The organism is Streptomyces sp. NPDC088553 (genome assembly GCF_044752965.1).
In the GTDB taxonomy this organism is placed as follows: Bacteria; Actinomycetota; Actinomycetes; order Streptomycetales; family Streptomycetaceae; genus Streptomyces.
In genome coordinates this window covers 367,054-384,754 of sequence record NZ_JBIVMG010000002.1, presented here as the reverse complement: position 1 = coordinate 384,754, position 17,701 = coordinate 367,054, and the positions used below count along the sequence as shown (strand labels likewise).

Below are 17,701 nucleotides of genomic sequence, written 5' to 3'. Positions count from 1 at the left end.
GCACCCCCGGCCGGGGACGGGTGGTGACGCCATGGCCCCGGACGATCACGGATCCGTAGGTTCTCGGTAGGTGCCCAACGACCGTCACCGATACCGATGTCGACAGAAACCGGAGCCCGTCATGTCCCAGGCCACCGTCCTGCCCCCGGCCGCCGCCGCGCCCGCCGCCGCGCCCGCCGCCGCGCCCGTCGCGGCGCCCGCCCGTGCCAGGGGCGGCAGCGAGTTCACCCCGCTTCTGCGGACGGTCAGGTCACAGGGTCTCCTCGAACACCGCCCCGGGTGGTACGCCCGCGGAATCGCCGTCAACCTCCTCGGCATCGCCGCCGTCGTGGCCGGGCTCGCCCTGATCGGCCCCTCCTGGTGGGCACTCCTCCTCGCCGTCCCCCTCGCGCTCCTCTCCGCCCGGGCCGCGTTCGTCGGCCACGACGCGGGCCACGCCCAGATCACCGCGAACCGCAAGGTCAGCCGGATCCTCCAGCTCGTCCACGCCAACCTCCTCCTCGGCATGAGCCGCGAGTGGTGGAACGACAAGCACAACCGCCACCACGCCCACCCCAACCACCTCGACAAGGACCCGGACGTCGCCGCCGACATCCTCGTCTTCGCCGAGCACCAGACGGCCGGCCGCACGGGACTGCGCGGTTTCCTCACCCGTCACCAGGCGTGGCTGTTCTTTCCGTTGACGACCCTGGAGGGCATCGCGCTCAAGGTGTACGGGGTCCAGGCCCTGCTCGCCAAGGACGGGCCCTGCCGTTCCCGCCGTGAGCGGCTCGTCGAAGGCGCACTGCTCCTCGCCCACTTCGCCGGCTACGCGACCCTGCTGCTCACCCTGCTCACCCCGGTGCAGGCCCTCGTCTTCGCCCTCGTCCACCAGATGCTGCTCGGTGTGCACCTGGGCATGGCCTTCGCCCCCAACCACAAGGGCATGGAGCGGCCCGACGAGCACGCGGACGGCGACAGCTGGGGTCACCTGCGGCGCCAGGTGCTCACCTCGCGCAACATCCGGGGCGGCGCCCTGACCGACTGGTTCCTCGGCGGTCTCAACTACCAGGTCGAGCACCACCTCTTCCCGAGCATGCCGCGCCCCAACCTGCGTCTCGCCCAGCCCGCCGTCCGGGCCCACTGCGCCGCGCTGGGCGTCCCGTACACGGAGACCGGTTTCGTGGACTCGTACCGCCAGGCCCTCGGTCACCTGCACGACGTGGGCGCGCCGCTGCGGTCGGAGTGGGCCGAGTAGGGTCGCGGAGGGTCGCATGCGATGTGACCATCGGTCCGATGGTCGGTGTTTCGGCCGCCGGAAAGCGGAGAAGGGGAGCTCCTCGCCATGAGCGACGGTACGGTCACCACGGTCAGCAGCAACGGCACGTACACATTCACCAAGCCCAACCGCGAGGGCATCACCCTCCTCGCCGGGCTCGGCGTGGAGGGCGACGTCCACGCGGGCGTGACGGTCAAGCACCGGTCGCGCGTCGCCCAGGACCCGACCCAGCCGAACCTGCGTCAGGTCCACCTCATCCACGCGGAACTCTTCGACGACGTCGCCGGAGCCGGCTTCGAGGTCGCTCCCGGCGACCTCGGCGAGAACGTCACCACCCGGGGGATCGACCTCCTCGGCCTGCCCACGGGCACCCGCCTGCACCTCGGCACGGAGGCGGTCGTCGAGATCACCGGACTCCGCAACCCGTGCGCTCAGATCGACAAATTCCAGCACGGACTGCTCAAGCAGGTGCTCGGCCGTGACGAGAACGGCGAGATCGTACGCAAGGCCGGGATCATGGGGATCGTCCTGACCGGCGGCGAGGTGCGCCCCGGAGACCCGATCCGCGCCGAGCTGCCGGAGGGCCCGCACCGCCCGCTGGAGAGGGTCTGAGCCTCGGGGCCTCTCTCACACCGAGGGGGCGGGAGCTGATCCCGCGGCTCACCCCGCCAAGGCGCAGGAGTTGACCACGTCACCACTCGCGGGCCGGGTGATCGTTCGGTCCGCCGGCGGAGCCGTACCCTCCTCGACCCAGTTCGTCAGCGCGTCGAACGCGGAGCGGTAGCACGGCAGGATCGGACGCAGCCGGTCCGGATACGTGTCGTACAGGCCGTCGGTGTGCGTCCCGTCCTGCACCGTGTAGAACCGGTGCAGCCCGCCCCGGCCCCGCGCGTCGATCATCCGCGCGTACACGTCGGAGTCGGTGGAGAGGGGCAGCAGCGTGTCGAGGTCGCCGTGGAGGGTGATGAGCGGCTTGCCGATGCGACCCGTGAGCGCGACCCTCGCCACCGCGCGGTGCACGGAGGCGGGCCGGGAGGCGTAGTCGTACGAGGCGTCCGAGGCGCAGGGCGCGAAGATCTGCTCCAGGGTGCCGCCGGCGGTGGAACCGGGGCAGGCGGGGTCGTACGAGGGGTCGAACTCGGCCCGGAAGATCTTCTGGGTCAGCCCCCAGTACGCCTTCTCGTGGTACGGCCACAGGAAGCGCGACCCGGGTGCGAAGCCGGCCCCGATCAGATCCTCGTCGGAGGCCTGCCCCAGCGACCGGGCCACCGTCACCGGCAGGCTCGTCAGGAGGTTGGGGCCGCGCGAGGTCCACAGCACGCCCTCCCAGTCGACCCCGCCGTCGTACAGCTCGGGGCGGTTCTCCAGCTGCCAGCGCGTCAGATAGCCGCCGTTGGAGATGCCCGTCATGTACGTGCGCTCCGGGGCAGTGCCGTAACGCTGCCGGACGGCCTTCTTCGCGGCCCGCGTCAGCTCGGTCACCCGGCGGTTCCACTCGGCGACCGCGTCGCCGGGACCGCGCCCGTCGGTGAAGAAGTCCGGTCCCGTGTTGCCCTTGTCGGTGGCCGCGTAGGCGAAACCCCGGGCGAGGACGTGGTCGGAGATGAGCGCGTCCGTCGAGTACTGGCGCCGGGTGCCGGGCGCGCCGGTGACGACGAGGCCACCGTTCCAGCGGTCGGGCAGCCGGATGACGAACTGCGCGTCGTGCGCCCAGCCGTGGGTGGCGTTGAGCCGCGAGTCGTCGGGGAAGTAGCCGTCGATCTGGACGCCGGGCACGCCCGACGGGTTACGGGTCCCCAGGGCGGCGAGCCCGGCCTGGTCCGCCGTGTCGGTGTACGGCGTGCCCGCGAGCCCGGCAGTCGTGAGATCCGCCAGGCAGGCGGCCTGCTGGTGCTCGGCGCCGGGAACGTGGAGCCGGTCCTGGCGCGCGCAGTGCGCCGTGGTGCCCGCCGCTGCCCGCTCCTCCGCCCCGGCGGGACCCGCGGGAGCCAGGACGGTGACGGCGGTCAGGAGCGCGGCGAGCAGCGGGACGCCTGGGAACAGGCGCATGGAGGCCTCCGGGGGGGGCGAGGGAATGGGATGCGGCGCCACATCGTGCGACGCACCCACACCACCGGGCCATGTCCCCGGACCACACCTCGGGCTGCCGGGCCGTGTGGACCGGCATGACGCCCTCGGCGGGCCTCCTGTCCAGCGGCAAGCGAGCAGAAGACGACCGGGGGCAGATCGGGCCGATCGGAGTCGTTCGGAGTCGGTCGGGTCGATCAGACGGGCCGGACGGCCATCGCGTCGAGCCCTTCGAGGAGCGCGGGCAGCCGAGGACCGCGTGCCACCGGCAGGACCTCGCCCGGCAGCTCGTCGAGCAGGACGAAGGCCATGTCGTCCGGACGCGCCACCAGCGACCAGCCGGGGCCGTCCGCGCGCAGCGTCCGCACGCCCCCGTCCGTACCGGAGCCGGAGGACCGCACCCGCCCGACCGGCGGCGGCTCCTCGAGGTAGCCGCGGAGCTCGTCGAGAGCCCGGCGGACACCGGCGTACGGATCGGCGGCGACTGCGTCCGCGGCCGGCGCCGCGTCGGTGGACGGCGCGGCCTCGCCCGATGCCGCCGCGTCGATGGACGGCGCCGCCTCCGCGGACGGCGCTGCCTTCATGGGCGGCCTCGCCTTCATGGAGGAGGGCCTGTCGAACCACGTCGTGGGCCTGGGCGTGGCCTCGGCCGGCACCTTGGGCGAGGCGGCGGGCACGGACGACGACGCCGCGGTGGCGGGCGACGATGCCGCGGTTTCGGACCGGACCGGCATGTCGGACCGGACCGGCGTGTCGGACGGGACCGCCGCCCCCGCGCCGGCCGGCGCGTCGTCCGTCACCTGGCTCCGCCAGGCGTTCCACTGGAGTGCCACCTCGTCCGCGCCGAGGCGCCGCTGGGCAGGCCCCCACGCGTCGCCGGACGGCGGGACCAGCGGCGCCGGGTCGCCCTCCTCGGGCTCCGGGTCGTGCGGGGCGGGTACGCCGGGCGCGCGGGTCGCCACCGCGAGCGGCCAGCCCGGCAGCCCGGCGACCACCGAGTGTTCGTCGGGGGAGAGGTCGTAGGCCATGCCGCAGTCCCAGGAGGAGATGGCCACCGCGACGAGCGACACGTCGTCGACGACGACCGTCCACCGCGCGCCGAGCCCGTCCTGGCCGAACACGAGCCCGTACCCCTCGGCGTACGGCTGGAGCCCGAGCGCCGCGCAGGCCGCCGGGTAGTCGTCGCCGAGCACGCTCGGGAAACGCGCGGGCGTCAGCAGTGCCGCGGTCAGCACGAACAGCGCGTCGGCAGCGCCGTCGGCCTCGGCCTCGGCGATCGGGTCCGTCCCAGCCACGCATGCCTCCCCATCTGGTTGTCGGCGCACCTTAACCAGTGAGTAGGGAGCCCTGTCCATAGCCCGGCGCCGTGACCTGCATCGCCGTACGGGCGCGGGCCGGGCGGCGGGCCACGGCGCCGCCGCGTCTCCCGCACCCGGGCCCGCCCCGCACCGCGGGTCCTACGCGCCGGCCGCCGGCCGCCGCGCCGGGTCCTCCCGCAGGCCCAGCAGCGAGCGGGCCACGGTCCTCGGCGACTCGTTCCGTTCCCGGGCGAGGGTGAGGAGGGCCCGGCAGGCCAGTTCGTTGACCCCGAACGACAGCATGCCGGGGGAGACCCTGCTGGCCGCCTCCTCGGCCCGCGCCGGATCGTCCTCGGCGCACGCGGCCACGTACTCGGCGGCCGCCTCGAAGAGGTTGTGCCCCTGCCGGGGGCGCGGTGGCGCCGGCGGGGCGGCCTCGGCCGCCCGCCGGGCGGACGGAAGGAGCCTGCGCAGTCTTTCGGATACCCGTGCCACGCCGCACCGCCTTTCCCGGGCACGACTGCCCGGCACATCCACGGTAGTCAGTGAAGTGCCGGGAAAGAAGGGTGCGTTGGGATCGGCTGAAACGCCTCGCCGCCGGCGGATCACTGCTGGACAGGCGGCGTGGCATCCTTCAGGAGCGGGAGGTTCCTCTCGACGGCCTTCTTCCAGGAGCCGTCGTCGATCATCTTTTGGAGCGCCCCCCGGATGGTCCCCTTCGCGTCGCCGCCCTCCGGGACTCCGATGCCGTAGGGCTCGTCGCTGACACTGAAACCGGCGAGCTTGAACCGGCCCCTGTACGTGTCGTGCGCGGCGTAACCGGCGAGCAGCGCGTTGTCGGTGGTGACGGCGTCGACGGCGCCCGATTCGAGGTCGTCGATGCAGCGGGCGTAACTGTCGTGCGTCACCACCTGCGCCTGGGGGGCGAGCAGCGTCCGGATCAGGAGCGCGGTGCTGGAACCCGTGGCCGTGCAGACCTTCCGGCCGTTGAGATCCGTCCGGCGCTTGATCGTGGTGTTGTCCGCGGGGAGCAGGACGTCCTGATGGGCCATGAAGTAGGGGCCGACGAAGTCGACCTTCTTGTCCCGTACGGAGTTGATCGTGTACGTGGCCACGACGAGGTCGACATCGCCACGGGTGAGGAGCGACTCGCGCGTGGAGCTCCGGGCCTCCTTCCACACGATGTCGGCGGGGTCGTGCCCGAGCACGCGGGCGACATAGGTCGCCACGTCCACGTCGAGACCCGCGTACGTGCCGTCCGGGTTCTTGAAGCCGAGTCCGGGCTGATCGAACTTGATGCCGATGGTGATCTTGGGGCCGCCGCCGGTCGGGGTCGCCCCGGACGCGCCCGTTGAGGGGGTGGAGGGTGCCGACGGCGCGGAGGACCCCTGGCCGCTCGGCTTGCCCTCGACGCGGTCGCCGGCTCCGTCGTCCTTCTCGCCGCCGAGCGGGAGGAGATTCCAGACGAGCACGCCGCTGAGGACGACGGCCGCCCCTGCCACCGCCGTGTACATCCCACCGCGCCGCTTGTGTGCGGTGGGCGGCCCGGTCGGTACCGGGGGTGCGAGGGGGAAGGCGGTGGCGGTGTCCGCGCCGGCATCGACGTCGACGGAGGGGCGTCCGTCGACCACAGCCGCATGAGGGATCTGATCCTGATCCTGAGGCTGAGGTCGAGACGGGGGTTGTGGCTGTGGCTGAGGCTGATGTCGAGTTCGAGGTCGAGCGTGAGCGTCGGCCCTGGTTTCCGCCTCCACTCCGGCGAGCATCCGGTCCAGCGCCTCGCCGTCGGGGCGCGCCGCCGGATCCCGTACCAGCACGCTCGTCAGAACCCGTGTCAGCGGCCCGGCCCGGCGGGGCGGTGGCACCTCCTCGCCGAGGACGGCCGCGAGCGTGGCGAGGGTGTTCGCGCGGCGCAGCGGATGGTGGCCTTCGACCGCGACGTACAGCGTCATGGCCAGCGACCAGAGGTCGGCGGCCGGGCCGCCCTCCTCGCCGCTGACGCGTTCGGGCGCCATGTAGTCGGGCGTGCCGATGATGGACCCGGCGGCGGTGAGGGCGGTGGCCCCGTGGATGGCCGCGATGCCGAAGTCGGTCAGGACGGGCTGTCCGTCGGGCCGCAGCAGGACGTTGGGCGGCTTGATGTCCCGGTGCTGGATGCCCGCCGCGTGGGCCGCCCGCAGCCCCGCGAGGATCCCGCGCCCCAGCGTCGCCGCCTCGCCGACGGCGAGATCACCGCGGTCGAGGCGGTCCTGGAGGGAACCGCCCGGGACCAACTCCATGACGAGCCAGGGGTACGTGCCCTCGCCCCCGTCCACGATGTGATGGATGGTCACCACCTGGGGGTGGGCCACGCGCGCGAGTGCCCGGGCCTCACGCAGCACCCTGATACGGAGCTCCCGGGCGGCCTCGGGGTCGTACTCGGCCAGCGCGGGGTCGGGCGGGCGGACTTCCTTGAGAGCCACCTCACGGTGGAGCGCCAGGTCCCGCGCGCGCCACACGGTGCCCATACCGCCCCCGCCGAGGCGCTCCACCAGCTCGAACCGATCGTCGACCACCCGCGCCACTCACAGCCCCCTCAGTCACACCGCCGACCCCGCCCCGACTCTGCCACATCCCGGTGAGGGATCCGGCCGGATCAAGGACGGGGCCACGGACCACGGGAACGGGCGGTCGAAGGCCCCGCACGTCTCGCACACCCGGACGCCCCGGCCACCTGGACATCCTGCTCCGCACGGCGGTGCCAAGCGCGACGATCCGCGCCTCAGCCCTCCCGTACGGCCATGGCCAGGTAGCGCGCGTCCTCGTCGACGTAGCTGACGAGCCGCCAGCCCGCCTCGGCGAGCACGGGGCGCAGCCGGGGTTCGGCGCGCAGGTCGTCCGGGGTGATCTGCCGGCCGTGGCGGGCCGCGAGGGCCGCCCGCCCGATCGGGTGGAAGAGCGCGAGTCGGCCGCCGGGCCGTACGACGCGGGCGAGTTCACGCAGACCTGCGACGGGCTCGGCGAGGTGCGAGACGAGTCCCGCCCCGAAGACCGCGTCGAGCGCGCCGTCGCGTACCGGCAGGCGTCCGACGTCGGTGAGCAGCAGCGTCGCCGTCCCGGCCGTGCCGCCGCGCCCGGCGGCGACGGCCCGTTCGAGCATCTCGGGGGTGAGGTCGGCGCCGAGCACGGTCCCGGACGGGCCCACGGCGGCGCGGAGCGGCGTGAGGGCGCGCCCGGTCCCGCAGCCGGCGTCGAGCACCGCGTCGCCCGGGCGCAGGCCGAGCTCCTGCACGGCGGCCGCGTACGCGGGTCCGTCGTCGGGGAACCGGCTGTCCCAGCCGGCGGCGCGAGCGCCGAAGAACTCTCGGACGTCTGTGGGGTCATCGCTCATGCGCTCATGATTCCGTACCCGGAGGAGTGACCGTCGTGTGTGAACATTTTGTGTGCACCGTCTGTGTACACGTTCGAGCCCGGTGCGATCGTTCGGGATCATCTCTCTGTCATATTCCATCAGCTTTCGAAATGCGCCCCTGGTGCGCCCCCCGATGCGCACTAGCGTCCGGGAGCCATGGGACACCTGGACCACGCCACCTTCGGCTGGCTGACACCTGCACTGTCGTACGCGATGGCCTGCGTCGGCGCCGCCCTCGGGCTGCGCTGCACCGTACGCGCCCTCGACGCGACCGGCCGCTCGCGGCGCAACTGGCTGCTCACGGCGGCCTCCGCGATCGGCACCGGCATCTGGACGATGCACTTCGTGGCGATGCTGGGCTTCGGCGTGACCGGCACCGACATCCGCTACAACGTTCCGCTCACCATCCTCAGCCTCGTCGTGGCGATGGCCGTCGTCGGTGTCGGGGTGTTCGCCGTCGGCTACGGACGCGACCGGGTCCGCTCGCTCCTGATCGGCGGACTCACCACGGGTGTCGGCGTGGCGAGCATGCACTACATGGGCATGGCCGCCCTCCGGCTCCACGGCGAGGTCCGCTTCGACCCCCTGCTCGTCGGCCTCTCCGTGCTCATCGCCGTCGTCGCCGCCACCGCGGCCCTGTGGGCGGCCCTCAACATCCACTCACCCGCCGCCGTGGCCGTCGCCTCGCTCGTGATGGGCGCGGCCGTCAGCAGCATGCACTACACCGGCATGTTCGCGGTGGGGGTGGACGTGGCCCCCTCGACCGCCACCCTCCCCGGAGCCACGGTCATGCAGTTCATCTTCCCGCTCGCCGTCGGCCTCGGCTCGTACCTCTTCATCACCTCGGCCTTCGTCGCCCTCTCGCCGACGGCCAAGGAACGTGCGGCGTACGCCTCCGCCGGTCGCCTCACCGACGAGCGCGCGGTGGACGTCGCGCCTCCCGGCTTCCGGACCGCTGAATCCGCCCGTACACCCGCGAGCTGAACCGAACCCCGTACGTCACGCACCAGAGACCGTCGCAGCCGGAACGAGGAGGCCATGCGAACTCCCCGCAGGACCAACGACGCCAAGGCGTCGGCGCCGCCGTCGGCGGCCGCGCGCGGGCGGCGCGCACACGCCGGGCCGCCCGCCGACGAGCCGGGCGAGCCCACTCCCGAGGCCTTCCCCGGCACCGGACACCCGCACTCCGCCGGACACGCGACTGCCGCGGGACACGTGACCGGCGCGGGTCGCACGGCCACCACCGGTCGCACGGCCACCGGAGACCGCTCCGCCGCCCACGGCCCGTCCGCGCCCCACCCCGCCGCGTCGATCGGACTCCCCGCCCCGCGTCGCGGCCTGCGGCCCCGCACCGTCCGCGCCAAGATCGTCTCGCTCCTGATGGTCCCGGTCGTGTCGCTCCTCGCGCTGTGGGGTTTCGCCACCGTCACCACGGCGCAGGACGTCGCCCGGCTCCGCCAGCTCCAGCGCGTCGACGCCGAGATCCGCGAGCCCGTGACGGCCGCCCTCGCCGCCCTCCAGGCCGAACGGCGCGCCGCCGTACGGCAGGTCGCGGCCCCCGGCGCCACCCGGGCCGCCGAACTCAAGGACCGGATACACCGTACGGACGAGGCCGTGGACCGCCTCCGCCTGGACGACACGCACACCGTCGGTGACACGGGCGACCTCCCGGGCGACGTCGGCGAGCGGGTCACCGCGTTCGTCGGCAAGGTCACCGGCCTCGCCCGGCTCCGTACCGCCGCCACCGGCGGACGCGCCGACGGGCACCAGGTGTACGAGGAGTACAGCGCGGCGGTCTCCGCCGCGTTCGCCGTCGGCGGTGCCCTCACCGGCATCCAGGACACCCAGCAGGGCTCCGACGCGCGCGTACTCCTGGAATTCGGCCGGGCCGGCGAGATGCTGTCCCGCGAGGACGCGCTGCTCACCGCCGCCCACCTCACCGGCCGGTTCTCGGAGGAGGGGCTCCGCGCCTTCTCCGGCGCCGTCGAGACCCGGCGCACCCTCACCGCCTCCGCCACCGCCGACCTGCCCGCCGCCGAACGCGCCGCGTGGGACCGGCTCGCCGCCGGCGGAGACCACGCACGGCTCACTCGCGCCGAGGACCGCATCCGCGCCGAGAGCCCCGGCCGCACCGCCGCCCAGGCGGTCCCCAGCGCCGACTGGGACGACACCCTCGCGGCCGTACGGAGCGGACTCACCGCGATCGAGGCCGACGCCCGCACCGCCGCGGCCGACCGCTCCGACCCCTTCGCCGGCGGTGTCCTCACCGCGGGCGGCGCGGCGGTGATCCTCGGCCTCGCGGCCGTCGCCGCCTCCCTCGTCATCTCCGTCCGCATCGGCCGCGGCCTGGTCGTCGAACTCGTCAGCCTCCGCAACACCGCCCTCGGCATCGCCCGAGGCAAACTCCCCGACGCCATGCGCCGGCTCCGCGCCGGGGAGGAGATCGACGTCCGGGCCGAGACCCCGCCCGGTCCCGTCTCCCAGGACGAGATCGGCCAGGTCGGCGAGGCCCTCACCACCGTCCACCGCGCGGCACTCTCCGCCGCCGTCGAACGCGCCGAGCTCGCCAGCGGCATCTCCGGAGTCTTCGTCAACCTCGCCCGGCGCAGCCAGGTCCTCGTCCACCGCCAGCTCAACCTCCTGGACAGCATGGAGCGGCGCGCCGACGACCCCAACGAACTCGGCGACCTGTTCCGGCTCGACCACCTCACCACCCGGATGCGCCGTCACGCCGAGAGCCTCATCATCCTCTCCGGCGCCGCCCCCGGCCGCGCCTGGCGCATGCCCGTTCCCCTCACCAACGTCGTCCGCGCCGCCGTCTCCGAGATCGAGGACTACGCGCGCGTGGAGGTGCGCAGGCTCCCCGAAACAGCCGTCGTCGGTGGCGCCGTCGCCGACCTCACCCACCTCCTGGCCGAACTCATCGAGAACGCGGCCCAGTTCTCCCCGCCCCACACCAAGGTCCGGGTCAGCGGCGAGCCCGTCGGCAACGGGTACGCCCTGGAGATCGAGGACCGGGGACTCGGCATGGGCAAGGAGACCCTCGCCGAGGCGAACGCCCGCATCGCCCAGTCCGAGGCCCTCGACCTCTTCGACAGCGACCGGCTCGGTCTCTTCGTGGTCAGCAGGCTCTCCTCCCGCCACGACATCAAGGTCCAGCTGCGGACCTCCCCGTACGGCGGCACCACGGCCGTCGTGCTGCTCCCGACCGATCTCCTCCAGGGCGCCCTGCCCCCCGGCCGAGGCATGGGGGCGACCGGCCACGGAACCGACACACCCCACGCCGGAACCCCGCAGGCACGCGATCCCCGTACGGCAGCCCCCGACCGGGGAGAACCGGTCGCGGACCACCGGCAGAGCGGCGAAGACCGGGCGACGGGCGACCGGTTCGGCGCCGACGGACTCGGCGCCCACCGCCTCGGCCCCGACCGGCGGCCGGACGACGCGCGCGCCGCACGGGAACGCGAGGAGGCGCAGCGCGCCGAGGCCCGTCGCTTCGGCCGTCCCCAGGTCTCCCGTCCGCCGGCGCAGGCCGCTCCGCCCGCCCCCGCCCTCGGGGGAGGCGCCCCCACCGGCCCCGTTCAGGCACCCCGCGGGACCGCCCCGCAGTCACCGGGCGGCACCCGGCCCGGGATCCTGCCCGGGGGGACGAGCGGCTCCCGGCCGCCGGTCCCGCCGCAGGCGCCCGCGTCACCGCGCCCGCAGTCCCTGCCGCGTCCGACCGCCGTGCCCGCGCTGGGGGCGCCCGCAACGTCCGCAGCGCCCGCGGAGCCCGGTCCGCCGCCTGCCGGGGTCACCGAACTACGCCGCCGCGGGCCCTCCGTACCGCAGGTGACGCGGCAACAGCAGCCCGGCACGCCCGCAGGTGCCGCGGGTGCCGCTCGTCACGCCGGACACGGCGACGACGCGGAGGGCGAGCTGCCGCGTCGGGTACGCCAGGCGAGCCTGGTCCCGCAGCTGCGCGAAGCCCCCGCCTCGGCACCGGTGTTCGTACCGGCCGAGCCGGGCACGGACGCCCGCACCCCGGAAGCGGTACGCGACCGCATGGCGGCCTACCGCGACGGCTGGCAGCGGGGCGGCGGCGCGGCCCCGGGCAGCAGACGCCCCCTCGGCACCGGCACCGGTCACGAACCCGGCCACGGCACGACCCCCCTCGACGACCCCCGCCCCGAAGGAGACCAGCCATGATCGACCACGAGAGGATCTCCCACCACCGGTCCGGCGAGCTCGACTGGCTCCTCGACGACCTCGTCATGCGGGTCCGGGAGGTCCGCCACACCGTGGTGCTCTCCAACGACGGACTCGCCGTCGGGGCCTCCAACGGTCTCAGCCGCGAGGACGCGGAACACCTGGCCGCCATCGCCTCCGGCTTCAACAGCCTTGCCAAGGGGGCGGGCCGCCAGTTCCACACGGGAGGCGTCCGCCAGACCATGGTCGAGATGGACGACGGCTTCCTCTTCGTCGCCGCGGCGGGCGACGGCTCCTGCCTCGCCGTCCTCGCCTCGGTGAGCGCCGACATCGGCCTCATCGCGTACGAGATGGCCCGCCTCGTCAAACGCGTCGGCGAGCACCTGCACACCCCGCCGCGGCTCACGGTGACCCCGCCGGCCGCCGGCTGACCCGGAGAAGGCCCATGAACGAGGACAGCACCGGCGGCGGCCCGTCCGTGCCGGGCAGTCAGTGGTACGACGCCGACGCCGGACCGCTCGTGCGCCCGTACGCGATGACCGGAGGCCGGACGAAACCCGGTCCCAGCAACGTACGGTTCGACCTCATCGCCCTCGTCGTCGTCGACGACGATCCGCCCGGACCGGCGGAGGAGTCCCTCCTCGGCCCCGAGCACCGGTCCCTGCTCGCCCTGTGCCGGGCCGAGACCCAGTCGGTCGCGGAGCTCTCCGCCGACGCCGACCTGCCCGTCGGCGTCGTCCGGGTCCTCCTCGGCGACCTCCTCGAATCGGGCTTCGTACGCGTCAGCCGGCCCGTACCGCCCGCACAGCTCCCCGACGAAAGAATCCTGAGGGAAGTAATCGATGGCCTACGAGCGCTCTGAGAGCACCGGCGCGGAAGACGGCGGGGACGGCGGCACGGACACCACCGCCCTCGCCCTGAAGATCCTGGTCGCCGGTGGGTTCGGCGTGGGAAAGACCACCCTCGTCGGCGCGGTCAGCGAGATCCGGCCGCTCCGCACCGAGGAACAGCTCAGCCGGGCCGGGGAGTCGGTCGACGACACCGGGGGAGTCGACCAGAAGACGACCACCACCGTCGCCATGGACTTCGGCCGCATCACCATCCGCTCCGGGCTCTCCCTGTACCTCTTCGGGACGCCCGGCCAGGACAGGTTCTGGTTCCTGTGGGACGAGCTGTCACAGGGCGCCCTCGGGGCGGTCGTCCTCGCCGACACCCGGCGACTCGAGGACTGCTTCCCGGCCGTCGACTACTTCGAGCACCGCAAGATCCCGTTCGTGGTCGCCGTCAACTGCTTCACGGGCGCGCGTACCTATGGCGCGGCCGATGTCTCCCGCGCACTCGACCTGGACCGGGGGACGCCCGTCGTACTGTGCGACGCGCGCGACCGCGACTCCGGGAAGGAAGTACTCATCCGGCTCGTCGAGTACGCCGGGCGGATGCACACCGCCCGGCTCCTCGACACGGTCGGCTGAGCCGCCGTACCGCGACCCGGGCCGTCAGTCGGCCACGCCGGCCTGGGCGATCACGTTCTGGACGCGTACCCGGACGAGGAGTTCGCCCGGGACCGCATTGCGCTCGCCGAACTCGTCCGCCCGGTCCTCGCCCATGTACCGGGCGCCGATGCGGCCGGCCCAGTGGCGCAACTCCGCCCGGTCCTCGCTGAGTTCGGCGCGACCGCTGAGCGAGACGAAGGCGAACGGCGGAGTGTCGTCGTCGACGCACAGGGAGACCCGTCCGTCGCGCGCGAGGTTGCGGCCCTTCACCGTGTCCTTGCCCGTGGTGAAGACGAACTCGTCCCCGTCCAGGAGGAACCAGACCGGTACGACGTGCGGACTGCCGTCGTCGCGCACGGTCGCCAGCTTGCCCGTACGGGTTCCCTCGGACACGAAGGTCCGCCACTGATCATCGGTCATCCTCGTCATGCCCCCATCCTGCGGCACGCGCGGGCGTGATGCAGTGCTTGCCCTGTTCACGACAGTGCGTAAGGCTTGCGGCGATACGGCGGACCACCGCGGCACGGGGACCACGGGACAACCGGGTCGTCGGGACGCACCACCCAGGGGGAGGACCACTGATGGCATTGGACAAGGGACTGGACTGGCTGCTCGACGACCTGACCCAGCGAGTCGGATTCATACGGCACGCGCTCGTGCTGTCGAACGACGGACTGGTGACGGGCGCGAGCAGCGGACTCGCACGTGAGGACGCCGAACACCTCGCGGCCGTCTCCTCGGGCCTGCACAGCCTGGCCCGGGGCTCGGGCCGGCACTTCAGGGCGGGCCGGGCGCGCCAGACGATGGTGGAGTTCGACGAGGCGCTGCTCTTCGTGACCGCGGCGGGCGAGGGCAGCTGCCTCTGCGTCCTGAGCGCGGCGGAAGCGGATGTCGGCCAGGTGGCGTACGAGATGACGCTGCTGGTCAACCGCGTCGGCGAGCACCTCGGCGTGGCGGCCCGGCAGCCCGGGCGCCCGGAGGGCGGCCTGATCTGATGCCACGGCCGCCGTCCTGAGGGCGTTGCCCATGCGGCCATACATGCGGCCATACATGCGGCCGTCCATGCGGCCGTCCATGCGGCCGTCCGTGCGGTCGTCCGTGCGGTTGTCCACAGGCGGTTGTCCACAGGCCGTGCGAGGTTCGTCACTCTGCGTTACGTTCGCGGTGGTGGGTCGGAGAGATCCACGACACGCAGAGAACACGGACGTACGGGGGAGGGCCACGCGATGACGGTGGACGAGGGGACGCGCACGGTGACGGTGGCACCGGGGCGGGCCGCGCAGGAACTGGACCTGAGGGGCGAAGAGTTCCGGCTCGCGGTCCAGCTCGGCCTGGTGAGGACGGTGCCGGCGGGGGAGGGTGGACGACGGCGGGTCGAACGGTGCGAGGTCGACCGGCTCAGGGCCGCGCCCGACTTTCCCGCCGGCCTGCGTGAACGGGTGCGCGCGGTCGGTACGGCGGAGGCCGCGGCGCTCCTGGGGATCACCCCGGAGCGCTTCATCAGGCTGGCCCGGACGGGCCACGTCAGTCCCGTGCGGTTCTCCCTGAACCGCTATCGGGCGGTCGTGTGGACGTATCTCGCGGAAGAGGTCGCAGAATTCGGCCTCACGTGTCCGGCGCTGCTCACCGGGCGACTGCCCATGGAGCTCCGCGAACGACTGGCCGCGCACGAGGACCTGCGACCCAGGAACTGGCGGGCACGGCGGCTCGGCGCGCTTCTCCGTGCCACGGACGACCCATGGGCACAGGCCGCCGCCATGGCCTCGATGCTCGACCCGGTCCAGGTGGCCGAGGTCGTGGACGACCCGTACGAGCGTGCCCACCTCGACCGGCTGCGCCCGCCGGCGCCACCTGGAATGCCGGTGCGGGCGGCGGCCCGCGACATCGCCGAGCGGCTCACAAGGGCCGACGACCCGGACGAGATCCTCTGGCACCGGATGAGCCTGGCCCTGGCGCTCGACGAGGCCCGGACGGAGCAGCCCGCGCCGTATCCGGGTGGTCCGGGCCGTTGGGGTGCGGCGGGAGGACGGCCGGGTGCCGGGGTGCCCGTGGGGGTGCTTCGGCAGCCGGCTCCGACCGTGGCGCGCGTGCTGCCCCCGCCGCCCGTACTGCCCCCACCGCCGGTACTACCCCTGCCGCCCGCGCCGGCCGTACCGCCCTTGCCATCCGAATCGGCCGTACCGCCCCTGCCGTCGGCCGTGCCAGTGGCTGCGGTTTCGGCTTCGGTTCCGGCTCAGGCTCCTGCTCCGGCGGGGCGGCCGACTGGGATGGAGCGTCCGCCGAGTCGTCCGGCCGCCCGTGCCAGGCTCCTCGACCGGCTGCGGCGCAGGCGGGCGGCCGACGGCAGGCGGGCCGGCGGACGAAAGCGCCCGGTGTCCTGGCCCTGACGGCGACGCGCGCGGCGCGTGGCGTGCGGCGCGGGCGCGGGGTGGGGAGGATGGGCTCATGCTGCTCGCCCGTGTTGCGGAGGTGTCCCGGGAGATCGCCGCCGTGCCGGCGCGCTCACGCAAGATCCAGCTCCTCGCCGAGCTGTTCGCGGAGGCCGATCCCGAGGAGAGCCCCCTCGTCATCGCGTACCTCTCCGGCCGGCTCCCGCAGGGGCGGATCGGGGTCGGCTGGAGCGTTCTCAAGGAGGTGGTCCCACCCGCGGTCCCGCCCGCCGAACGGCCGGTCCTCACTCTCGGACGTGTCGACGAGGCGATGACGGAGCTGGCGGCGGTCTCCGGAGCCGGCTCCCGCGCCGAGCGGACCCGGCTGGTCCACGCCCTGTTCGCCGCGGCGACCGACGACGAACAGCAGCTCCTGTTGCGGCTGCTCACCGGGGAGGTGCGCCAGGGGGCTCTTGACGCCATCGCACTGGAAGGCGTCGCCCAGGCCGCCACCGTGCCGGCCGCCGAGCTGCGGCGTGCCGTGATGCTCGAAGGCTCGCTGCCCCCGGTCGCGCAGGCGGTGCTCGCCGGAGGCGCCACCGCGCTCGACCGGTTCACCCTCCGGGTCGGCAATCCCGTGCAGCCGATGCTCGCGCACACCGCGCCCTCCGTCACCGAGGCGATCGGTGCTCTCGGGCCCTGTGTCGTCGAGGAGAAGCTCGACGGCATCCGTGTCCAGGTCCACCGGCGCGGTGACGACGTCCGGGTCCACACCCGCTCGCTCGACGACATCACCGACCGGCTTCCCGAAGTGGTCGCGACCGCACGCGCCGTACCGGCCGACGGCTTCATCCTGGACGGGGAGGTGATCGCGCTCGACCCCGGCACCGGACGCCCCGTGGCGTTCCAGTCCATCGCCTCCCGGGTCGGGTCCCGCACCGACGTCGCCGGTGCGCACGCGACTCTTCCCCTCACCGCGGTCTTCTTCGACGTCCTCGCGGCCGACGGCGAGGGACTGATCGACCGGCCGGGCCGCGACCGGCACGCGGTCCTCGCCCGGCTGCTCCCCGAAACCCAGCGGGTCCGCCGTCTCGTCGTGGCCGATCCGGCCGATCCCGCGCAGGTGGAGGCAGCCGAGCGGTTCTTCACCGACACGCTGTCCAGGGGGCACGAAGGCGTGCTGGTCAAGGCGCTGGACGCGCCGTACGTGGCCGGCCGCAGGGGACGCACCTGGCTGAAGGTGAAGCCCGTCCACACCGTCGACCTGGTCGTCCTCGCCGTCGAGCGGGGGCATGGGCGCAGGACGGGGCTGCTCTCCAACCTGCACCTCGGCGCGCGCACGGCGGACGGCGGCTTCGTCATGCTCGGAAAGACCTTCAAAGGACTTTCCGACCGCATGCTCCGCTGGCAGACCGAGCGGCTCGGTGAACTCGCCGTGGAGGACGATGGATTCACCGTGCGGGTACGGCCCGAACTCGTCGTCGAGATCGCCTACGACGGACTCCAGACCTCGACGCGCTACCCGGGCGGTGTCACCCTCCGCTTCGCACGGGTCCTGCGGCACCGCCCCGACAAGCGGGCCTCCGAGGCCGACACCGTCGAGGACATCATCGGCCGTTCCTGAGCGGAGGCCGGCG

General features: G+C 73.6%; 16 protein-coding genes. 10 read left to right on the top strand and 6 right to left on the bottom strand.

What is annotated here, in order from left to right; all coding sequences use genetic code 11:
* Positions 1-121: 121 nt before the first annotated feature.
* Positions 122-1,237 (top strand): fatty acid desaturase family protein, encoded by a 1,116-nt coding sequence (locus ACIP8Z_RS06930; protein ID WP_402079699.1) that lies wholly within the window; start codon positions 122-124, stop codon positions 1,235-1,237.
* A gap of 87 nt (positions 1,238-1,324) precedes the next feature.
* Entirely contained in the window at positions 1,325-1,870 is a 546-nt protein-coding gene (locus ACIP8Z_RS06925; protein ID WP_402079696.1) for an MOSC domain-containing protein, read from the top strand.
* A gap of 48 nt (positions 1,871-1,918) precedes the next feature.
* Here the strand turns inward: ACIP8Z_RS06925 and ACIP8Z_RS06920 are convergent, their stop codons facing one another.
* The 5 genes from ACIP8Z_RS06920 to ACIP8Z_RS06900 all read right to left on the bottom strand — a co-directional run bounded on the left by ACIP8Z_RS06920 (position 1,919) and on the right by ACIP8Z_RS06900 (position 7,993).
* Positions 1,919-3,307 carry a tannase/feruloyl esterase family alpha/beta hydrolase gene (locus tag ACIP8Z_RS06920; RefSeq protein ID WP_402079694.1) on the bottom strand — a complete coding sequence of 463 codons (1,389 nt, stop codon included), beginning with the start codon at positions 3,305-3,307 and terminating at the stop codon, positions 1,919-1,921.
* 215 nt (positions 3,308-3,522) lie between these two features.
* The gene (locus tag ACIP8Z_RS06915) at positions 3,523-4,620 is read right to left on the bottom strand and encodes a hypothetical protein (protein ID WP_402079691.1); all 1,098 of its coding nucleotides are present in this window, start codon (positions 4,618-4,620) and stop codon (positions 3,523-3,525) included.
* A 162-nt stretch (positions 4,621-4,782) separates the two neighbouring features.
* The gene (locus ACIP8Z_RS06910; RefSeq protein ID WP_319317125.1) at positions 4,783-5,118 is read right to left on the bottom strand and encodes a hypothetical protein; all 336 of its coding nucleotides are present in this window, start codon (positions 5,116-5,118) and stop codon (positions 4,783-4,785) included.
* 110 nt (positions 5,119-5,228) lie between these two features.
* Complete coding sequence (locus ACIP8Z_RS06905; protein WP_402079688.1) at positions 5,229-7,178, bottom strand: bifunctional serine/threonine-protein kinase/glutamate ABC transporter substrate-binding protein; 1,950 nt, start codon at positions 7,176-7,178, stop codon at positions 5,229-5,231.
* 206 nt (positions 7,179-7,384) lie between these two features.
* Positions 7,385-7,993, bottom strand: a complete 609-nt coding sequence (locus ACIP8Z_RS06900) for a class I SAM-dependent methyltransferase (RefSeq protein ID WP_402079685.1) — start codon at positions 7,991-7,993, stop codon at positions 7,385-7,387.
* Positions 7,994-8,170: 177 nt separating this feature from the next.
* Here ACIP8Z_RS06900 and ACIP8Z_RS06895 point away from each other — a divergent pair, with 177 nt between their 5' ends.
* The 5 genes from ACIP8Z_RS06895 to ACIP8Z_RS06875 are packed head-to-tail and all read left to right on the top strand — an operon-like array spanning position 8,171 to position 13,674.
* Positions 8,171-8,998: an MHYT domain-containing protein gene (locus ACIP8Z_RS06895; RefSeq protein ID WP_402079682.1), complete on the top strand. Its 828-nt coding sequence runs from the start codon at positions 8,171-8,173 to the stop codon at positions 8,996-8,998.
* Positions 8,999-9,052: 54 nt separating this feature from the next.
* Entirely contained in the window at positions 9,053-12,202 is a 3,150-nt protein-coding gene (locus tag ACIP8Z_RS06890; protein WP_402079680.1) for a nitrate- and nitrite sensing domain-containing protein, read from the top strand.
* Positions 12,199-12,633 (top strand): roadblock/LC7 domain-containing protein, encoded by a 435-nt coding sequence (locus ACIP8Z_RS06885; RefSeq protein ID WP_319317136.1) that lies wholly within the window; start codon positions 12,199-12,201, stop codon positions 12,631-12,633. Before ACIP8Z_RS06890 ends, ACIP8Z_RS06885 begins: the two co-directional genes overlap by 4 nt.
* Before the next feature lie 14 nt (positions 12,634-12,647).
* Positions 12,648-13,064, top strand: a complete 417-nt coding sequence (locus ACIP8Z_RS06880; protein ID WP_030316908.1) for a DUF742 domain-containing protein — start codon at positions 12,648-12,650, stop codon at positions 13,062-13,064.
* Positions 13,045-13,674, top strand: coding sequence for a GTP-binding protein (locus tag ACIP8Z_RS06875; RefSeq protein ID WP_402079677.1), 630 nt, complete (start codon positions 13,045-13,047; stop codon positions 13,672-13,674). The genes ACIP8Z_RS06880 and ACIP8Z_RS06875 overlap by 20 nt, the downstream gene beginning before the upstream one ends.
* 24 nt (positions 13,675-13,698) lie before the next feature.
* Here ACIP8Z_RS06875 and ACIP8Z_RS06870 read toward each other — a convergent pair whose 3' ends face one another.
* Positions 13,699-14,124: a PPOX class F420-dependent oxidoreductase gene (locus ACIP8Z_RS06870; protein WP_402079675.1), complete on the bottom strand. Its 426-nt coding sequence runs from the start codon at positions 14,122-14,124 to the stop codon at positions 13,699-13,701.
* 152 nt (positions 14,125-14,276) lie between these two features.
* Here ACIP8Z_RS06870 and ACIP8Z_RS06865 point away from each other — a divergent pair, with 152 nt between their 5' ends.
* The 3 genes from ACIP8Z_RS06865 (at position 14,277) to ACIP8Z_RS06855 (ending at position 17,688) form a co-directional block, all read left to right on the top strand.
* Positions 14,277-14,690: a roadblock/LC7 domain-containing protein gene (locus ACIP8Z_RS06865; protein ID WP_073905463.1), complete on the top strand. Its 414-nt coding sequence runs from the start codon at positions 14,277-14,279 to the stop codon at positions 14,688-14,690.
* A gap of 231 nt (positions 14,691-14,921) precedes the next feature.
* Positions 14,922-16,082: a DUF6397 family protein gene (locus ACIP8Z_RS06860; RefSeq protein WP_402079673.1), complete on the top strand. Its 1,161-nt coding sequence runs from the start codon at positions 14,922-14,924 to the stop codon at positions 16,080-16,082.
* A gap of 58 nt (positions 16,083-16,140) precedes the next feature.
* The gene (locus ACIP8Z_RS06855) at positions 16,141-17,688 is read left to right on the top strand and encodes an ATP-dependent DNA ligase (protein WP_402079670.1); all 1,548 of its coding nucleotides are present in this window, start codon (positions 16,141-16,143) and stop codon (positions 17,686-17,688) included.
* Positions 17,689-17,701: the final 13 nt, after the last annotated feature.